This window comes from Salipiger sp. (assembly GCF_048261495.1).
Taxonomy (GTDB): domain Bacteria; phylum Pseudomonadota; class Alphaproteobacteria; order Rhodobacterales; family Rhodobacteraceae; genus Salipiger.
Window position 1 is genome coordinate 65,830 of record NZ_JBLXFX010000006.1, and the last position, 14,454, is coordinate 80,283.

Annotated in this window: 19 protein-coding genes and 1 tRNA gene; 18 read left to right on the plus strand and 2 right to left on the minus strand. The window is 65.7% G+C overall.

Annotated elements, in window-relative coordinates:
* The first annotated feature begins 3 nt into the window (after positions 1–3).
* From ACN0RJ_RS13465 to ACN0RJ_RS13525, 13 genes are all read left to right on the plus strand, one after another.
* Positions 4–276: a hypothetical protein gene (locus tag ACN0RJ_RS13465; protein WP_417724594.1), complete on the plus strand. Its 273-nt coding sequence runs from the start codon at positions 4–6 to the stop codon at positions 274–276.
* Positions 273–1,412: a DNA polymerase III subunit beta gene (gene dnaN, locus ACN0RJ_RS13470; RefSeq protein ID WP_417724595.1), complete on the plus strand. Its 1,140-nt coding sequence runs from the start codon at positions 273–275 to the stop codon at positions 1,410–1,412. The genes ACN0RJ_RS13465 and dnaN overlap by 4 nt, the downstream gene beginning before the upstream one ends.
* On the plus strand, positions 1,409–1,939 hold the full coding sequence (locus tag ACN0RJ_RS13475; protein ID WP_417724596.1) for a hypothetical protein: 531 nt from the start codon (positions 1,409–1,411) through the stop codon (positions 1,937–1,939). The genes dnaN and ACN0RJ_RS13475 overlap by 4 nt, the downstream gene beginning before the upstream one ends.
* A gap of 152 nt (positions 1,940–2,091) precedes the next feature.
* Complete coding sequence (locus tag ACN0RJ_RS13480; RefSeq protein WP_417724597.1) at positions 2,092–2,292, plus strand: HNH endonuclease signature motif containing protein; 201 nt, start codon at positions 2,092–2,094, stop codon at positions 2,290–2,292.
* A complete protein-coding gene (locus ACN0RJ_RS13485) occupies positions 2,282–2,620 on the plus strand; it encodes a hypothetical protein (RefSeq protein ID WP_417724598.1) in 339 nt (112 codons plus the stop codon). Before ACN0RJ_RS13480 ends, ACN0RJ_RS13485 begins: the two co-directional genes overlap by 11 nt.
* Positions 2,613–2,864: a DUF2312 domain-containing protein gene (locus ACN0RJ_RS13490; RefSeq protein ID WP_417724599.1), complete on the plus strand. Its 252-nt coding sequence runs from the start codon at positions 2,613–2,615 to the stop codon at positions 2,862–2,864. Before ACN0RJ_RS13485 ends, ACN0RJ_RS13490 begins: the two co-directional genes overlap by 8 nt.
* Complete coding sequence (locus ACN0RJ_RS13495) at positions 2,864–4,915, plus strand: DNA methyltransferase (RefSeq protein ID WP_417724600.1); 2,052 nt, start codon at positions 2,864–2,866, stop codon at positions 4,913–4,915. The genes ACN0RJ_RS13490 and ACN0RJ_RS13495 overlap by 1 nt, the downstream gene beginning before the upstream one ends.
* On the plus strand, positions 4,912–5,436 hold the full coding sequence (locus ACN0RJ_RS13500; protein ID WP_417724601.1) for a hypothetical protein: 525 nt from the start codon (positions 4,912–4,914) through the stop codon (positions 5,434–5,436). The genes ACN0RJ_RS13495 and ACN0RJ_RS13500 overlap by 4 nt, the downstream gene beginning before the upstream one ends.
* Positions 5,433–5,705, plus strand: coding sequence for a hypothetical protein (locus tag ACN0RJ_RS13505; protein ID WP_417724602.1), 273 nt, complete (start codon positions 5,433–5,435; stop codon positions 5,703–5,705). Before ACN0RJ_RS13500 ends, ACN0RJ_RS13505 begins: the two co-directional genes overlap by 4 nt.
* Complete coding sequence (locus tag ACN0RJ_RS13510; protein ID WP_417724603.1) at positions 5,702–5,887, plus strand: hypothetical protein; 186 nt, start codon at positions 5,702–5,704, stop codon at positions 5,885–5,887. Before ACN0RJ_RS13505 ends, ACN0RJ_RS13510 begins: the two co-directional genes overlap by 4 nt.
* Positions 5,884–6,219, plus strand: coding sequence for a hypothetical protein (locus tag ACN0RJ_RS13515; protein ID WP_417724604.1), 336 nt, complete (start codon positions 5,884–5,886; stop codon positions 6,217–6,219). Before ACN0RJ_RS13510 ends, ACN0RJ_RS13515 begins: the two co-directional genes overlap by 4 nt.
* Positions 6,212–6,961 (plus strand): hypothetical protein, encoded by a 750-nt coding sequence (locus ACN0RJ_RS13520; RefSeq protein WP_417724605.1) that lies wholly within the window; start codon positions 6,212–6,214, stop codon positions 6,959–6,961. The genes ACN0RJ_RS13515 and ACN0RJ_RS13520 overlap by 8 nt, the downstream gene beginning before the upstream one ends.
* A gap of 135 nt (positions 6,962–7,096) precedes the next feature.
* Positions 7,097–8,020 carry a cell division protein ZapB gene (locus ACN0RJ_RS13525; protein WP_417724606.1) on the plus strand — a complete coding sequence of 308 codons (924 nt, stop codon included), beginning with the start codon at positions 7,097–7,099 and terminating at the stop codon, positions 8,018–8,020.
* 247 nt (positions 8,021–8,267) lie between these two features.
* Here the strand turns inward: ACN0RJ_RS13525 and ACN0RJ_RS13530 are convergent.
* Positions 8,268–8,351, minus strand: a tRNA-Leu gene (locus tag ACN0RJ_RS13530).
* A gap of 134 nt (positions 8,352–8,485) precedes the next feature.
* Between ACN0RJ_RS13530 and ACN0RJ_RS13535 the strand changes: the two genes are divergently transcribed.
* Complete coding sequence (locus ACN0RJ_RS13535; RefSeq protein ID WP_417724607.1) at positions 8,486–8,983, plus strand: Hint domain-containing protein; 498 nt, start codon at positions 8,486–8,488, stop codon at positions 8,981–8,983.
* Between the two features lie 54 nt (positions 8,984–9,037).
* Here the strand turns inward: ACN0RJ_RS13535 and ACN0RJ_RS13540 are convergent, their stop codons facing one another.
* Positions 9,038–10,639 (minus strand): NAD(P)H-hydrate dehydratase, encoded by a 1,602-nt coding sequence (locus ACN0RJ_RS13540; RefSeq protein ID WP_417724608.1) that lies wholly within the window; start codon positions 10,637–10,639, stop codon positions 9,038–9,040.
* Positions 10,640–10,812: 173 nt separating this feature from the next.
* Between ACN0RJ_RS13540 and ACN0RJ_RS13545 the strand changes: the two genes are divergently transcribed.
* From ACN0RJ_RS13545 to ACN0RJ_RS13560, 4 genes are all read left to right on the plus strand, one after another.
* The gene (locus ACN0RJ_RS13545; protein WP_417720488.1) at positions 10,813–11,151 is read left to right on the plus strand and encodes a P-II family nitrogen regulator; all 339 of its coding nucleotides are present in this window, start codon (positions 10,813–10,815) and stop codon (positions 11,149–11,151) included.
* Positions 11,152–11,200: 49 nt separating this feature from the next.
* Positions 11,201–12,607 carry a type I glutamate--ammonia ligase gene (gene glnA / locus ACN0RJ_RS13550; protein ID WP_417720487.1) on the plus strand — a complete coding sequence of 469 codons (1,407 nt, stop codon included), beginning with the start codon at positions 11,201–11,203 and terminating at the stop codon, positions 12,605–12,607.
* Positions 12,608–12,785: 178 nt separating this feature from the next.
* Positions 12,786–13,379 carry a hypothetical protein gene (locus ACN0RJ_RS13555; protein ID WP_417724609.1) on the plus strand — a complete coding sequence of 198 codons (594 nt, stop codon included), beginning with the start codon at positions 12,786–12,788 and terminating at the stop codon, positions 13,377–13,379.
* Positions 13,380–13,489: 110 nt separating this feature from the next.
* A complete protein-coding gene (locus ACN0RJ_RS13560; RefSeq protein WP_417720485.1) occupies positions 13,490–14,314 on the plus strand; it encodes a lytic murein transglycosylase in 825 nt (274 codons plus the stop codon).
* The last annotated feature ends 140 nt before the right edge of the window (positions 14,315–14,454 follow it).

Consider the following 14,454-nt stretch of genomic DNA (forward strand, 5'->3'; position numbering starts at 1 on the left):
GACATGACCCCCACACTTTGGTTCCTCGCTGGCGCCGGCAGTTTCGCCGTCGTCGGCGTCGTCGGCAGCTTCTTCGCCACGCGGCATTTCCGCAAGATGGGGGAGGCGTTGCCCACGCTGCACGACCCCTACGACGCGCTCGCCATGGCGCACAGCCGCTTCACCTCGATCATCAGCCTCGAGGATCACGACAGCGGCGCGGAACGCGCGCGCCTCATCGCCCGCAAAGGGATCAAGGACGTCAGGAAGGCCCTCTTCCCGGAGGCAGACGGATGAGCAAGGAGACCAAAACCCCGTGGAGCGCCCGCGTCAATGCCAAGGTCTTTCGCAAGGCCCTTCGCTTGATGATGTTCGTCGTGGAGACCCGCACCACCATCCCGGTTCTCAGCACAATCCGGCTGCGCGTTGTCGATGACAAGCTGACCCTGGTCGCCACCGATCTGGACTTCGAACTGGCGGTCGACGTCGAAGCCGAAACGGATGGCGTCGGCTGCATCCTCATTTCCCCGCGATTTCTCGACGGCCTCGCGAGCATCTCCGACAGCACGGTAACAATCTCGCACCCCGGAAGCGGCGACATCATCGCCGTCGAGGCGTGGGAGGCCAAGGCCAAGTATCGCTGCATCATTCCGGTGGACGACTTCCCGGTGATGACGGGCTTCGCGCCCGGTCAGGAGGTCATGACATCCACGGGGCAGATGCGGGCACCCTTGAAGCACGTCATGGGCTGCATCAGCACGGAGGTGACGCGCTACTACCTCAATGGTGTGTACTTCCATCCCTCGCGGGACAGAGGCGGCGAGACCTTGGCTATGGTGGCTACGGACGGACACCGCCTCGCCAAATACGAAACCGCCCTGAAATGGAAGGACCAAGACGGGATCATCCCCTCCAAGGCGGTGAACCTCTTCATGTCTCTCCTTCCTGCCAACGGCAACGGCGAGGTGCGCCTCGGGATGAATAGGGACCGTGTCCGCTTTCACCTGTTCGGCGATGGCTTCCGCCTGTCCGGAAAGATGATCGACGGCACCTTTCCGGACTACCAGCGCGTGATCCCCAGGGAGGGCACTGGCAGGATCAAAGCCGATCTGACTGCGACGGCCCTCCGTCGAATGGCGCGGCTCACCAAGGCGGGCGACGATCAGCACGGATCGAGGGCGGTGAAGATCGCGCCGTCCGAGGGAGTGATGATCTATCGGGGCGGCATTCCGGACTACGCCGGAGGGCTGACCGAAGTGTCCTTGCCTGTCACCGGAGAAGGCGACCCCATCGGCTTCAACGCCAAGTATCTCGCCGACATCTGCGCTGGCTTCGACGTCATCCGCATGGAGGCGGCAGACTCCGGCGCCCCCGGTCGCTTCTTCACCGAAGATCCGAACCTCACGAAGGTTCTGATGCCGATGAGGGTATGACCATGGGCACCTTCGAAGACCTCTTGAAGAGAGGCAAGATCAAGCCGGAAGACCTGCCTGACGACGTTGCTTCCTGCGATGACCTCCGCACCACACTCGCTGCCGAGATCAAGATGATCGAGGAACAGCTTGCGCTTGAGGAAAAGGGGATCACCTCCTTTTCGGTCAATGACCACACCTGGCCACAACGGGCACTGGCTGCTCTGAAAATGAAGCGCTTCCGCCGCGCCGCGGTGTCGCGCCATCGGGCGCGACTGGATCGCACTCGGCGAAATCAGGCAGACGCGGATCGCAAGGCAGAGTCCGCGCGGAACCGCGAGAGAAACCAGCGCGAGTGGCAGGCTGCAGAAGATCGTCGGGCGGAACGTGCGAAGGCGCACCGCGAGAATATCGAAGCCGAGGCCGAAGTATGCATCCGGGTGGTGCGCAACGCCCTGAACCGCCTGCCTGAGCAAATCCGCGACGAGATATTCAAGGAAATGAATGAAGCCGTGGCCGTGGCCCGCCGGATGCGCGGCGACAAGTGATGGTGGGTTTGAGTGAGGGTGAAGCGCGCCGCCGACTGATATTCAGCCGCATTGTCGAGAGGGTTGTTCTCGGGGCGCCATTTGAGGGTACGCCTTGCTGGCTCTGGACCGGCCCCGGATCTGGGAGCGGGCGCGGCGGCGGTTATCCCAGGATGTGTCTTTCCGGGCAAACCGTTGCTGTGCATCGCGTCATGTTCACACACCACTTCGGCTACATTCCCGGCCGCAAGCAGATCGACCACCGATGCCGCAACCGGATGTGCGTGAACCCGGCCCACCTCGAAATGGTCACCCACAAGACCAACCAGCGGCGGCGGGACGAGGCGGCGCGGGGCGACCCAAATGGCCCATGAGATTGGAAACGCGGAACAGGCGAACGACGTCGCTGGCGACTGTCCGCACCGGCGGCTGTGGCTTGCCGTCCTCGGAGAGCAGCTGCGCCTCATCTGCCGCGAGAAAGACACGGTGAAGAGCCGGAGCCTCGATGTCGAGATGGCGCGGCGCTGGGTCGGCGGGCCGGATTTTCGGCTGGTCTGCTTCCTTGCCGGTCGCGACCACGAATGGGTCGAGGATTGGCTGCGGCGTGAACTGGCGCGGCCGAGAGCCGACCGATGGAGCAACATCGCCGCCCGGAAGGGCGGGAAAACCATAAGGAAAAAAGGGATGGCGGAAAATGTCTGAGGAAACCAGCTACGGCGTTGCGGCGGGCGAACTCCGCTCGTTCATCGAGCGTTTCGAACGGCTCGAAATCGAGAAGAAGGAAGTCGCTGACCAGCAGAAAGAGGTGATGGCCGAGGCCAAGGGCCGTGGCTATGACACCAAGGCCCTTCGCAGGGTCATCGCGCTGCGCAAGCGCGACAAGGACGACATCGCCGAGGAAGAGGCGGTGCTGGAAATGTATAAGTCCGCGCTGGGAATGTCCTGATGCGCGACACCTTCGACCTGCCGGAATGCCCGACCCCGAAGGATACCCGACCGCCGCTGATCGTGGACAGCTTTGCCGGAGGCGGCGGGGCCAGCACGGGCATCGAGATGGCGCTCGGGCGCAGCCCGGACATCGCCATCAACCACAACCCGGCCGCGCTGGCGCTTCATGCCGCCAACCATCCGGACACGCTGCACCTGTCCGAGAACGTCTATCGCGTCGATCCGCTCGACCATCTGGCAGGGCGGCACATCGGCCTGATGTGGTTCAGCCCGGACTGCAAGCATTTCTCCAAGGCAAAGGGCGGCAAGCCCGTGGCGCGCAACATCCGCGACCTGGCGTGGATCATCCCCGGCTGGATCGAGCGCATCCAGAAGAGCGGCGGCAAGGTCGACGTGGTGATGATGGAGAACGTCGAGGAGTGGAAAGACTGGGGACCGCTGGTCGAGACCGAGCGCGGGCTGATGCCCTGCCCCGACCGCAAGGGCGAGACCTTCGCCCTGTGGCGCAAGCGCATCCGAGCGCTCGGCGGCAGAATCGAACTGCGCGAGTTGCGCGGTTGCGACTACGGGTCGCCGACGATCCGCAAGCGTCTGTTCGTCATCATCCGCTTCGACAAGCGCCCGATCATCTGGCCCGAGCCCACACATGGAGCGCCGGACAGCGAAGGCGTGAAGACCGGGAAGCTGCTGCCGTGGCGCACCGCGGCGGAATGCATCGACTGGACCCTGCCTTGCCCGTCCATCTTCGACACCAAGGCGGAGATCCGCGAGAAGCACGGCCTGAACGCGGTGCGGCCTCTGGCCCGGAACACGATGGCCCGCGTGGCGCGCGGCCTCCGGCGCTACGTGATCGACGCCGAGCGGCCCTATCTCGTTTCAACCAATTCGCCCATCAGGGCGTCAGGAATGGTGGGCGGCTTTCCGGTTGCTGCAGCGCCATGTCATGCGGAGGAAACCGGCGTATGCATAACCGACACGATAAGAGGTTATGGAGGGACGCCGCTTCGCTCTGGCGTGACAGCCGGAGAGACGGCACCTTTTCTCGCCAGCATCGCGCACGGCGATAGCGGCGGACGGCGGGAATACCCGGTGAGCGATCCCTACGGCGTGGTGACCGCAGGCGGCATCTCGCATGCCGTGGTCGCGCCGACCCTGATGCGGCACTTCGGGACCTCCAACGGCGCGGACATCGCTTTGCCTGCGCCGACCATCATGGCTGATGGTGGTGGAAAGACCGCCCTGATCGCGCCGGTTCTGACCTACGCCCAGCAAGGCGGCGCGTGTCGCTCGATCGAAGATCCGCACCACACGATCTGCGCCAGCAAGAAGGACCAGAACGCGGTCATCGCCGCGACCATGATCCAGACCGGCTATGGCGAGCGTGAGGGTCAGGCGCCCCGCGCGCTGGATCTGGCGCGCCCGCTGGGCACCGTGGTCGCGGGCGGCTCCAAGCATGCCCCCGTGGCCGCCTTCCTCGCCCAGCAGAACGGCGGGCCGCGCATGGCTAGGAACGCCGGTCACGATCCGCGCATGCCGATGTCGACCGTGACTGGCACCGGCAGCCACCAGAACCCGGTCGCGGCCTTCTTCGCCAAATACTACGGCACCGGCGACGGCGCGGAGATGGACGACCCCATGCACACGGTCACCGTCAAGGATCGCATGGGCCATATCGAGGCCGAAGTCGCCGCGCCCCCGTTCAGCCGGGAACACGAGGCCAAGGCCCGCAAGGTGGCCGATCTGCTGCGGGAACACGGCCTCTGGGACGAGCGCGAGTTCGTGACGGTCGAGATCGGCGAGACCACCTTCGTGATCGTCGACGTGGGCATGCGCATGCTGACCCCGCGCGAACTGTTCAACGCCCAAGGCTTCCCGCCCGACTACGTGATCGAAGGCATCTGGCACGAGGAAGAAGGCGACTGGCGCTTCGAGCCGTTCGCGAAGGACGTGCAGGTGTCCTGCGTCGGGAACAGCGTGTGCCCCGATGTGGCGGCCGCGCTGGCCGGCGCGAACTGCGGGCACATGGCGGTTCGCGAGGTGGTGGCATGACCCTCGTCATCGGCAAAGACGTCCCGTGGAATGCGGCCTGGTCAGGCGAAGTCAGGTATGAGGTGCGGCCATGCCGCTATGCGAGCGGAAGCCTCGCTATCTGGTCCCCCTTCTTGCCGGGACAGGGCAGACCGATCTTTGCGCAGCCCCACATGGTCAGGCAGCGCAAGAGCATCGCCGAATTTCGCTGCACCGTCTGCGGAGAGCGCACGGAGCCCGGCAATCGCTGGTGGTTCCCGCGCGGAGAACGCCGCGAAGGATGGTGGATGTCCACGGAGGCGCCGGTCCACTTCGCTTGTGCGGAACTTGCGCGCCATGCCTGCCCTCGCCTTCGGGCGGCCAAAGACGACCCTATCCGCTTCCCGCCAGGCGCGAAGGTTTTGAGCGCCTTGGTCGGCGGCAGCAGGACCGACACGGATTTCAACCTTCGGATCGCGGGACGGCGCGTCGTCGGCCACCTCAAGCTGGCTTGGCGCGATCCTGCTTTCCTCAATCACCTCAAAAGCAAGGAGCGGACATGACCCCGTTTCACCTTCTCGGCGGGACGCACCGCCGCAATCGCATCTACAGGTACATGGTGTGGCGCTCGGGCACCGCGGCAGATTGGGACTGCACCTATGCCGACATCGCCCACGAAACGAGTGTCGATCGGCATGTCGTGGAGCGCATCTGCAAGAACGCAGGATGGGTCTGCCGCGGTGAAATCGAGCGCACCAGCGAGTTAAACGCCCGCGTTGAGATCGACATCCTGATCGCCGCGCCCAGCGCCAGAAGGATGGCACGGGCATGACCATCCGCGACGCCAACAGCAAGATGCAGGACTTTCGCCAGCAGCCCAGGGTGAAGAAGCAACCCATCCCCAAGCGCACCGTCCAGGTGCCGCATGTGGTCGCCTACTCCGGCGCCGGGGGCAAGGTTCCCGTCTCCGTCAAGGGCGGGGCACCTTGGGACACCGGGGAGACGTCCGAATGAGCGCCACCGACATGGAGTGGATGTGGGCGCCCCTCACCAACGCCCGGAAGGAAGTCCTGCACAAGATCATCGACCAGATGCCTGCCAAATTCGGAGGCAACGGCGGCAAGACCGGCACGGTTTATCCGGCCACCAACGCCGCCTGCAAACAGTTGATCGAGAACGCCCGGAACGACGGCCGTGCGGGCCGGGAAAAGGTACCCGCAAGCCAGGTCTCAGTGCATTCGTCGCGTCAGGAGCCCGCCCAGCGCCCGGCGTTCGAGGGCGGGCTGACCGCGTCCGAAGTCAACAATTGGCTGGCGACCCTGCCAGAAGGAGAGCCTGATGTCTGAACACGACCAGCACTGGCGCGTGAGCGTCGAGGCGCGTGCACAGCGATTGACCACCCTCTTGGCTCGCCTCTTGGTGTTCGACATCGGAAGCGCCGAAGCAGCGGCCGAAGAACTCGGCGGGTTCCCCGAGGTCCAAAAGATCATGGCCGCCATCGAAGCGGATCGAAGCCCCCTATCTGACGCGGACCTTTCTGCCGACGAGAGGGCGAACGACATCTTGGATCCGCCCGCCGTCACATCGGCCGAGGCGCCGGAAGAAGGCGGGTGGCATTGGTGGGCCGGGGTCGGGGATGAGTGGTTTACCGTTGGCCCCTGCCCGACCCGCGAAGCCGCAATCCAAGACATGATGGACGATGGCACCGCCGAGTTTCTGGACACCAGCGAGGGCCATCCTGTCTGGACGCACTCCTTTCACATTGCAGAGGCCCGCCAAGACCCCTTGCGGCTGGCCGACTGGATCGGCTTGGAAACCATTCTGGAGCGCGCCGACGAGTGGCTGGCGGACAGTGACCGGGTGCTGTCTGAAAACGATGACGGCCCGTGGTTCGAGGCGACGGCCGCGCAGGCCGAAGACCTGCAGGATCGGATTTCAAGAGCCTGCGACGAGTGGCAGGCCGCCCACGGGCTTGTGTTCACATCGAGAACCTTCAGCCACCAGCGCAACGAAGAGCATGTCGTTGTTCCGACTGAGCGCGCCGCAAAGGAAAGAGCGGATGAGCAGATCCACGACCCGAACGACTAAAGAACCTGTGCAGAATGCGCCTTCGCAAGTCGAGATGCTCGCGCAGGCGGGAAGGTGCCCGTGCGGCGGGTCAGACGAAATGTGCCCATGCCAAAACGCGCCTGACCGTCAAACCATCCGTGAAAGGAGAGCGAAGTGAGCGACGTGATGATGAAGGCGCTGCAAATGCAGAACGAGAGCCTGACGCGGCAAGTCGAGCAGCTCGGCCCCGAGAATGAACGTGTTCGCAGGATTTTGACGGAGTTCGATGCGCGCCACGATGCAGATCAGGCCCGTATCACCGCCCTGGAGGCGCAGCTTGCCGCGAGGCGGGTGGTGGTGAGGCCGCTTCCCATGTCCAGCGCGCCAAAAGACGGCACCATGCTCCGGCTTCTGGTTCGCTACGATCAGGACAATTGGTTCCCGCTGGAAGATAGCGCCGAGGCATGGACCATCGGCTTCAACGCCCTCGACGATACCGGAGAGGATGTGTGGCAGATGGCGGGATGGAATTGGGAGCATGATTGCTTCACCGCTGGGGGCGGGACCGTCATCGGTTGGCTCCCCTTCCACGATCAATCCCTCGATAGCGACACCCTGCCCTGCCAGATATGCGAGAGGCCTGTTCTGGTCGACGCCACTGTCTCGAATGAAGACTGGGCCAAGATAAGCCCGACCGGCGACGAGGGCGGATACCTGTGTGCCGCATGTGTTGCCGAACGGATGTGCGATCTTCATGGGTGGCCGGCGGTAAGTGTCGTGTCTTCACAGCCCACCACGGCAGCAGAGGCGGCGAAGGTGATGCTCGCCTGCTACGACAAGGACATGAGCGGCACGAAGCCGACCGAGGCGGAACGGGAGGTGGCCCTGGCTGTCGCGCTGGCCTCCTCGTTTGCCGCATATGCATACGAGCAAGGTATGCCCGGCGGGCAGAACGCCCATGCGCTCGCCCGTTCGTTCCTGCTGGCCCTGATCGACCCGCTGCATCCTGACCTCGATTACCTGCGGGCGGATCCGCCATCGGGACAGACTGCACGGGACGCGCGCGCCGCCCGCCGCGCCATTGGGGAGGGGAAGTGATGATCTCACCAAGCGCACAAGTCAGCGGGCGCCAGACGTGCCGCCCAGGTGACGCGCCGAATCTGTTCGGCGTGTCCCGCGTCACGATCTACCGCTGGGCAAAAGCGGGGCACATTCACCTCCACAAGAAGGGAAACATGACGTTCCTCGACGTGCAGGAGGTCAAGAATTTCATCTTGGCGCCTGGGGGACCATCTGGGGGACCAGATCCCAAAGGATGAAATTTTCGTGTCTTTTCAAATGTGAATGGTGCGGGTGAAGGGACTCGAACCCCCACGCCAAAGGCGCCAGAACCTAAATCTGGTGCGTCTACCAATTCCGCCACACCCGCATCGGAGCGGATACCTAGCAAAGCTCCGCCCCTCTGGCGAGAAGAAAATATCGCGCGGAAAAGGTGGGACATTTACCGAATATTGCCGTATTTTCGCCAGAACTGACGAGGCAGAACACAGCAGGACTGCGCCCATGGAACCGAAAACGGTCCGGCGCGACGACGGGAGGCTTCCCGCGCGCCATATCGATTCTCCGAAGCCGCTGAACGCGCTTCTCGCCGGGACCATCGTCCTGACGCTGGACGGAGCCTTGCCGGTGGAGGCGCTCTGCCTCGGCGATCGCGTCATCACCCGCGACAGCGGCACGGCGGTGCTTCGGGCGGCGCGGTTCTCGCGCCGCAGGGTCGGGCTGGTGGCGCTCACCGCGTCGGTTTTCGGCAAGGGGCGGCCCGACGGGGAACTCCGCCTGCCGGCGGAGCAGGAGATCCTGCTTCGGGACTGGCGGGCGGCGGCGCTGTTCGGGGCCTCCAGGGCTCTCGTGCCGGTGTCGCGCCTGGTCGACGGCACCCATGTGCGCCACATCGGACATCACGAGGTCGGATTGCTCGAGCTGAGCTTCGACGCGCCGCATGTCATCTATGCGGGCGGGCTTGAACTGGCCTCTTCCGGCAAGGTCTCAATCCCCGCCTGACGCCGGGGATGCGATTCTTCCTGTAATAGCGGCGCGCGTGCCCCTCGCGCCGCGTCACAATCCCATGCCGCGGAAGACCCCCGGCAGGGCGTCGGGCAGATCCTCCGCGATCAGCCCCGGACCGAAGGCGCGGGCGGCTTCGGCGTGCAGCCAGACGCCCAGTTCGGCGCAGGACACCACGTCGAGCCTGTCCACCGGGCGCGCGGCCATCAGACCGCCGATCATCCCGGCCAGCACATCGCCCGCCCCCGCCGTCGCCAGCCACGGCACCGCGCGATCCCGCAGCGCCGGATGGATCGAGGCGCAGCCGTCGGGCCGCGCGATCACCGTCGCCGGCCCCTTGAGCAGAACCGTGCATCCGGCCCGGTCCGCCGCCTGCCGCACGGCTTCGATCCGCCCGAGACCGTCCGGCGCCAGCGAGAGGTCGGGAAAGAGGCGGCGGAACTCGCCCTCGTGCGGGGTCAGGATCGCGGCCTCGTGCAGGTGGTTGAACAGAAGCTGCGGGTTGTCCTCGAAGGCGGTGAGCGCATCGGCATCCAGCACCGTCGCCCGTTTGGCCCAGAGCGCGGCGGGCACGAGATCCTGCGCCCGGTTGCGCCCCAGCCCCGGCCCGAGCACCACGCAGCGCAGCCGTTCGTCCGTCAGCATCCGGCGCAGATCGTAGCTTTCCACCACGGTCCGCAGCATCACCGCGTCCAGCCGCCCCGCGTTTTCAAACACCGCGGCCTGCGGCACGCCCAGCGTGACAAGGCCCGCGCCGACCCGCAGCGCTGCGCGCGCCGCCATCCGGGCGGCACCGCCCTGCCCGACGCCGCCGGCCAGCACCAGCACATGCCCGCGATCGTACTTGTGCGCCCCCGCCTCCGGGCCGGCGACGTGGCGGTACCAGTCGGCGAGGGTGCTGTCCTCGTCGATCCGGGGCGTCACCAACCGTAGCGCCCCGGGCGCGGGCGGGCGGGCGATCAATTGCCCTGCCGCGGTCGAGAACCCCTCCCCCAGGCCGATATCGGCGACCCAGAGCACGCGCCCCGCCGCCTCCGACAGGACATGGCCGGGCTTTGGACGGTGGAAGGTCACGCAGAGATCCGCCTGCGGCGGCCGCGCCCCGCCTTTCTCTGCGGAGCCGGGTGCCGACAGAAAGATCCCCCGGTCGAGGTCGAAACCCGACGGGCAGTCGACCGCAACGGTCCGCATCGGGGCCGTCCCCGGCCGTGCCCGCACGGCGGCAAAGGCCGCTGCCACCGCGTCGGGAATCGGCCGCGACACCCCGATGCCGAAAACCGCATCCACCAGCACGTCCGGGCGCCGCCCCCCGCCCGCCGCGTCGAACCCGGCAACCGGCCCGGTCCAGCGCTCGACATTCGCCCGCGCATCCGGGCCGAACTGGTCCGCCCTGCCGTGAAGAAAAACCTCGACCGACCAGCCGAGCCCCGCCAGCAGTCGCGCCACGACAAAGCCGTCGCCGCCATTGTTCCCGGGCCCGCAGAGCACCACCGCCGAGGGCGCGCCGCGAGCGTATTCCGGCCACTCGGCCAGAATCGCCCCGACGACGCCCGCGCCCGCGCGCTCCATGAGGTCGAGACCGGCGACCGCCCCCGAGGCCATCGCCGCAGCTTCGAGATCCCGCATCCCGGCGACCGTCAGAAGCTCCGACATGAGGCATTTCCTCCCGTTTCATTTTCGCCCATTCACGAGGCGGATTGCGCAAAATTTGTGCAAGGTTTACAAAACCCCTCACGGAGCCCTTGCGCCCGCACCCTATCCGATTGTGACTGTCGGATAGAAGTGATCTGGCAGGGTCCGACACGGGATTACGAGGAGAACTGGCCATGAAAAAGGTCGAGGCGATCATCAAGCCATTCAAGCTTGATGAAGTTAAGGAAGCCCTTCAGGACGCAGGCATTCAGGGTCTCTCCGTGCTCGAAGTCAAAGGGTTCGGGCGCCAGAAGGGCCACACCGAGCTCTACCGGGGCGCGGAATACGTGGTCGATTTCCTGCCCAAGGTGAAGATCGAAGTGGTGCTCGACGACGAGCAGGTGGACGCCGCCGTCGAGGCGATCATTTCCGCCGCGAAGACCGACAAGATCGGGGACGGCAAGATTTTCGTGAGCCCCGTAGAACAGGCCATCCGCATCCGCACCGGCGAATCCGGTTCGGACGCGCTCTGAACCCGGCCGAAGCTCCAACAGGACCAAGTTACAGAAAGGGAAGTAGGGAATGAGCATCAAGGATGTCATCAAGTTGATGAAGGACGAGGAGGTCGCCTATGTCGACATCCGCTTCACCGACCCGCGGGGCAAACTGCAGCATGTGACGGTCATCGCCGACGAGGTCGACGAGGATTTCCTCGAAGAAGGCTTCATGTTCGACGGTTCGTCGATCGCGGGCTGGAAGTCGATCGAAGCCTCGGACATGAAACTGATGCCCGATACGGAAAGTGTCTACCTCGACCCGTTCTACGCCGAAAAGACGCTCTGCATCCATTGCTCGGTCGTCGAGCCCGACACCGGCGAGGCCTATGACCGCGATCCGCGCGGCACCGCCCAGAAGGCCGAGGCCTACCTGATCGCCTCCGGTATCGGCGATGCCTCCTACTGGGGCCCCGAAGCCGAATTCTTCCTGTTCGACGACGTGAAATACTCCGTCACCCCGAACAAGGTGTCCTACGAGGTCGATGCCGACCACGCGGCCTGGAACACCGACACCGAATTCGAGATGGGCAACCTCGGCCACCGTCCCGGCTACAAGGGCGGCTATTTCCCGGTGAACCCGGCGGACGACAGCCAGGACATCCGTTCCGAGATGCTGTCGACCATGAAGCGCATCGGCATGAAGGTGGACAAGCACCACCACGAGGTGGCGACCGCCCAGCACGAGCTCGGCCTCGTCTTCGGGTCGCTGACCAAGCAGGCCGACGATCTGCTCAAGTACAAGTACATCATCCACAACGTCGCCCATGCCTACGGCAAGTCGGCAACCTTCATGCCGAAGCCCATCAAGGGCGACAACGGCTCGGGCATGCACGTGAACATGTCGATCTGGAAGGACGGCAAGCCGCTCTTCGCGGGTGACAAGTACGCGGACCTGTCGCAGGAAGCGCTGTACTTCATCGGCGGCATCCTGAAGCACGCCAAGTCGCTGAACGCCTTCACCAACCCGTCCACCAACTCCTACAAGCGTCTGGTTCCGGGCTACGAAGCGCCGGTGCTGCGCGCCTATTCCGCACGCAACCGCTCGGGCTGCGTCCGTATTCCGTGGACCGAGAACCCCAAGGCAAAGCGCGTCGAAGCCCGCTTCCCCGATCCCGCGTCGAACCCCTACCTGTGCTTCGCGGCGCTCCTGATGGCCGGCCTCGACGGCATCAAGAACAAGATCGATCCGGGCGAAGCCATGGACAAGAACCTCTACGACCTTCCGCCGGAAGAGCTCGCAGAGATCCCGACCGTCTGCGGTTCGCTCCGCGAAGCCCTGACCGAGCTTCAGGCCGACATGGACTATCTGCTGGCCGGTGACGTGTTCACCAAGTCGCAGATCGAAGGCTATATCGACCTGAAGATGGAAGAGCTCGAAGAGTACGAAATGACGCCGCACCCGGCCGAATTCAAGATGTACTACAGCTGCTGATCCGGCCTTGGCCGGACGGACGGGGGGCGCTCTTCGGAGCGCCCCTCTTGCGTTTCCGGCCCTGCCCGCCGCGGAACGGATTGCCCGGTCTTTGCCCGCCCCCCGCCCCATTGCTGCCGGACGGCGCTGCCATGGTGGCGACGGACATGACCGGACCGACACCACCCCGGAGAGACAGATGCAGGGCACCGACAGCTTTCAGCAACGACTGGCACGAATCGAGAAACGCCGGCCCTCGCGGCCGCCCTCCGGCCCCGAGACCCCGCCGGATCTGCCCCCGGCGGATGGCGAGGCGCTGGTAGACGCGGTGCTGCGCGGCCGCCGCGCCCGTGACCGCGTTCCGCGCCGGGGCGGCTTCGGACCGGCGATGCTGGTGATCTCCATGCTGTCGCTGGCGATGGCGCTCGGGGGGGCCGGGTACGGTCTGCGCACGATCCTTCCGGGGCTGGGGTCGCTCGCGACCTTCGGCAAGCCGAGGGCGATACCCGGCACCGGCGGCACCGCCGCCCGGCCCGGCGCCGCGACGGACGTGCAGACCGCGCTGGCGCGGTTGCAGGACTCCGGCCCCGCCGCCTCTGCCGGTCTGCCCGCCGGGCTCGAGATGCTGCTGCCCGGCGGCATGACCGAGTCGCAGACCGCCGTCATGTCGCCCGCCGTCGCGGCCGAACGTCTGCGGGCGCTCAAGACCTCTGACCCGATCGCGCGCAACCTGCTCGGCGTGCTGGAAAAGCAGGGCATCGGCACCGCGCCCGGCACCCGCCCCCTGCCCTGAGCGGGCTCGCGGGATACCGGCGCCTCTCCGCCGCCGCGTTGATTTATCATTGAACAAGGGCGGCAACAGGCTACCGTCTCTGCCGAAGATCATTTTCGGAGAGAGTTCACATGTCCCGCCGCTTCACGTTCGCCGCCATGATGTGCCTCGGCCTGGCCGCCGCCGGAACCGTTCAGGCCGCCCAGTGCATCACCAGCCAGGGCGCCTTCGGTGCGTACAAACAGGGCCTTGCCGCCGATGCCCAGAGGGCGGGGGTGGGCCAGCGCGGCCTGCAGGCGCTGCAGGGCGCAAACCTGTCCGGGATCACCTGGAAATTCGAATCCAACCCCTCCAGCCAGACCGGCACGCTGCACGGCGACCCGGCGACCTTCCTCGCCAAACGCTCGGGCGGCTCGGCGCAGGGCTTCATCAACCAGGCCAAATCCAAGCTCGGCAAGAACGCCCGTACCTTCGCCGCGATCGAGCAGCGCTACGGCGTGCCCGGCTCCGTTCTGGTGACGATCTGGGGTCTGGAAACCAGCTGGGGCGGCTATCTCGGCAAGACGCCGATCATCGACGGCGCCGTGACCCTCGCCTCCTACTGCCGCCGCCATCCCCGCTTCGAACGCGACGCCATCGCCGCGCTGAACCTGGCGGACCGCGGCATCATCAACTCCGGCGAACGCGGCGGCCCCTCGGGAGAGCTGGGCCACATGCAGTTCCTCGCCGGCAACTGGGTGCGCTTCGGTGTCGACGGCAACGGTGACGGCCGCGCCGATCCTTACAACGCGGTCGACGCGCTGGCCTCCGCCGCGAACCTGCTGCGCCAGAACGGATGGCGCCCCGGTCAGCCCTTCGGCCCCGGCACCGCAAATGCGGGCGTTCTCGCGGCCTGGAACGATAGCGGCAACTACCAGCGCGCCATCGCCTATGCCGCCGAGCGCATCGCCAACTAGGCCCGCGCCAAAACCCGAGACGGCCGAACGGCGGATCCCCCCGGATCCGCCGTTTCCCGTCGCGGAAGCAATCCTGCCTGCCGCCCCTTAACGTTCACGGTTCCGTCCAAATTTGAGCGTATTCCCCGGCCATCCTTGAC

What these genes read in the sequence shown, in the direction of transcription:
- ACN0RJ_RS13465 (WP_417724594.1), top strand. Translation starts at nt 4, where the DNA reads ATGACCCCCACACTTTGGTTCCTCGCTGGCGCCGGCAGTTTCGCCGTC.
- dnaN (WP_417724595.1), top strand. Translation starts at nt 273, where the DNA reads ATGAGCAAGGAGACCAAAACCCCGTGGAGCGCCCGCGTCAATGCCAAG.
- ACN0RJ_RS13475 (WP_417724596.1), top strand. Translation starts at nt 1,409, where the DNA reads ATGACCATGGGCACCTTCGAAGACCTCTTGAAGAGAGGCAAGATCAAG.
- ACN0RJ_RS13480 (WP_417724597.1), top strand. Translation starts at nt 2,092, where the DNA reads ATGTGTCTTTCCGGGCAAACCGTTGCTGTGCATCGCGTCATGTTCACA.
- ACN0RJ_RS13485 (WP_417724598.1), top strand. Translation starts at nt 2,282, where the DNA reads ATGGCCCATGAGATTGGAAACGCGGAACAGGCGAACGACGTCGCTGGC.
- ACN0RJ_RS13490 (WP_417724599.1), top strand. Translation starts at nt 2,613, where the DNA reads ATGTCTGAGGAAACCAGCTACGGCGTTGCGGCGGGCGAACTCCGCTCG.
- ACN0RJ_RS13495 (WP_417724600.1), top strand. Translation starts at nt 2,864, where the DNA reads ATGCGCGACACCTTCGACCTGCCGGAATGCCCGACCCCGAAGGATACC.
- ACN0RJ_RS13500 (WP_417724601.1), top strand. Translation starts at nt 4,912, where the DNA reads ATGACCCTCGTCATCGGCAAAGACGTCCCGTGGAATGCGGCCTGGTCA.
- ACN0RJ_RS13505 (WP_417724602.1), top strand. Translation starts at nt 5,433, where the DNA reads ATGACCCCGTTTCACCTTCTCGGCGGGACGCACCGCCGCAATCGCATC.
- ACN0RJ_RS13510 (WP_417724603.1), top strand. Translation starts at nt 5,702, where the DNA reads ATGACCATCCGCGACGCCAACAGCAAGATGCAGGACTTTCGCCAGCAG.
- ACN0RJ_RS13515 (WP_417724604.1), top strand. Translation starts at nt 5,884, where the DNA reads ATGAGCGCCACCGACATGGAGTGGATGTGGGCGCCCCTCACCAACGCC.
- ACN0RJ_RS13520 (WP_417724605.1), top strand. Translation starts at nt 6,212, where the DNA reads ATGTCTGAACACGACCAGCACTGGCGCGTGAGCGTCGAGGCGCGTGCA.
- ACN0RJ_RS13535 (WP_417724607.1), top strand. Translation starts at nt 8,486, where the DNA reads ATGGAACCGAAAACGGTCCGGCGCGACGACGGGAGGCTTCCCGCGCGC.
- ACN0RJ_RS13540 (WP_417724608.1), bottom strand. Translation starts at nt 10,639, where the DNA reads ATGTCGGAGCTTCTGACGGTCGCCGGGATGCGGGATCTCGAAGCTGCG.
- ACN0RJ_RS13545 (WP_417720488.1), top strand. Translation starts at nt 10,813, where the DNA reads ATGAAAAAGGTCGAGGCGATCATCAAGCCATTCAAGCTTGATGAAGTT.
- glnA (WP_417720487.1), top strand. Translation starts at nt 11,201, where the DNA reads ATGAGCATCAAGGATGTCATCAAGTTGATGAAGGACGAGGAGGTCGCC.
- ACN0RJ_RS13555 (WP_417724609.1), top strand. Translation starts at nt 12,786, where the DNA reads ATGCAGGGCACCGACAGCTTTCAGCAACGACTGGCACGAATCGAGAAA.
- ACN0RJ_RS13560 (WP_417720485.1), top strand. Translation starts at nt 13,490, where the DNA reads ATGTCCCGCCGCTTCACGTTCGCCGCCATGATGTGCCTCGGCCTGGCC.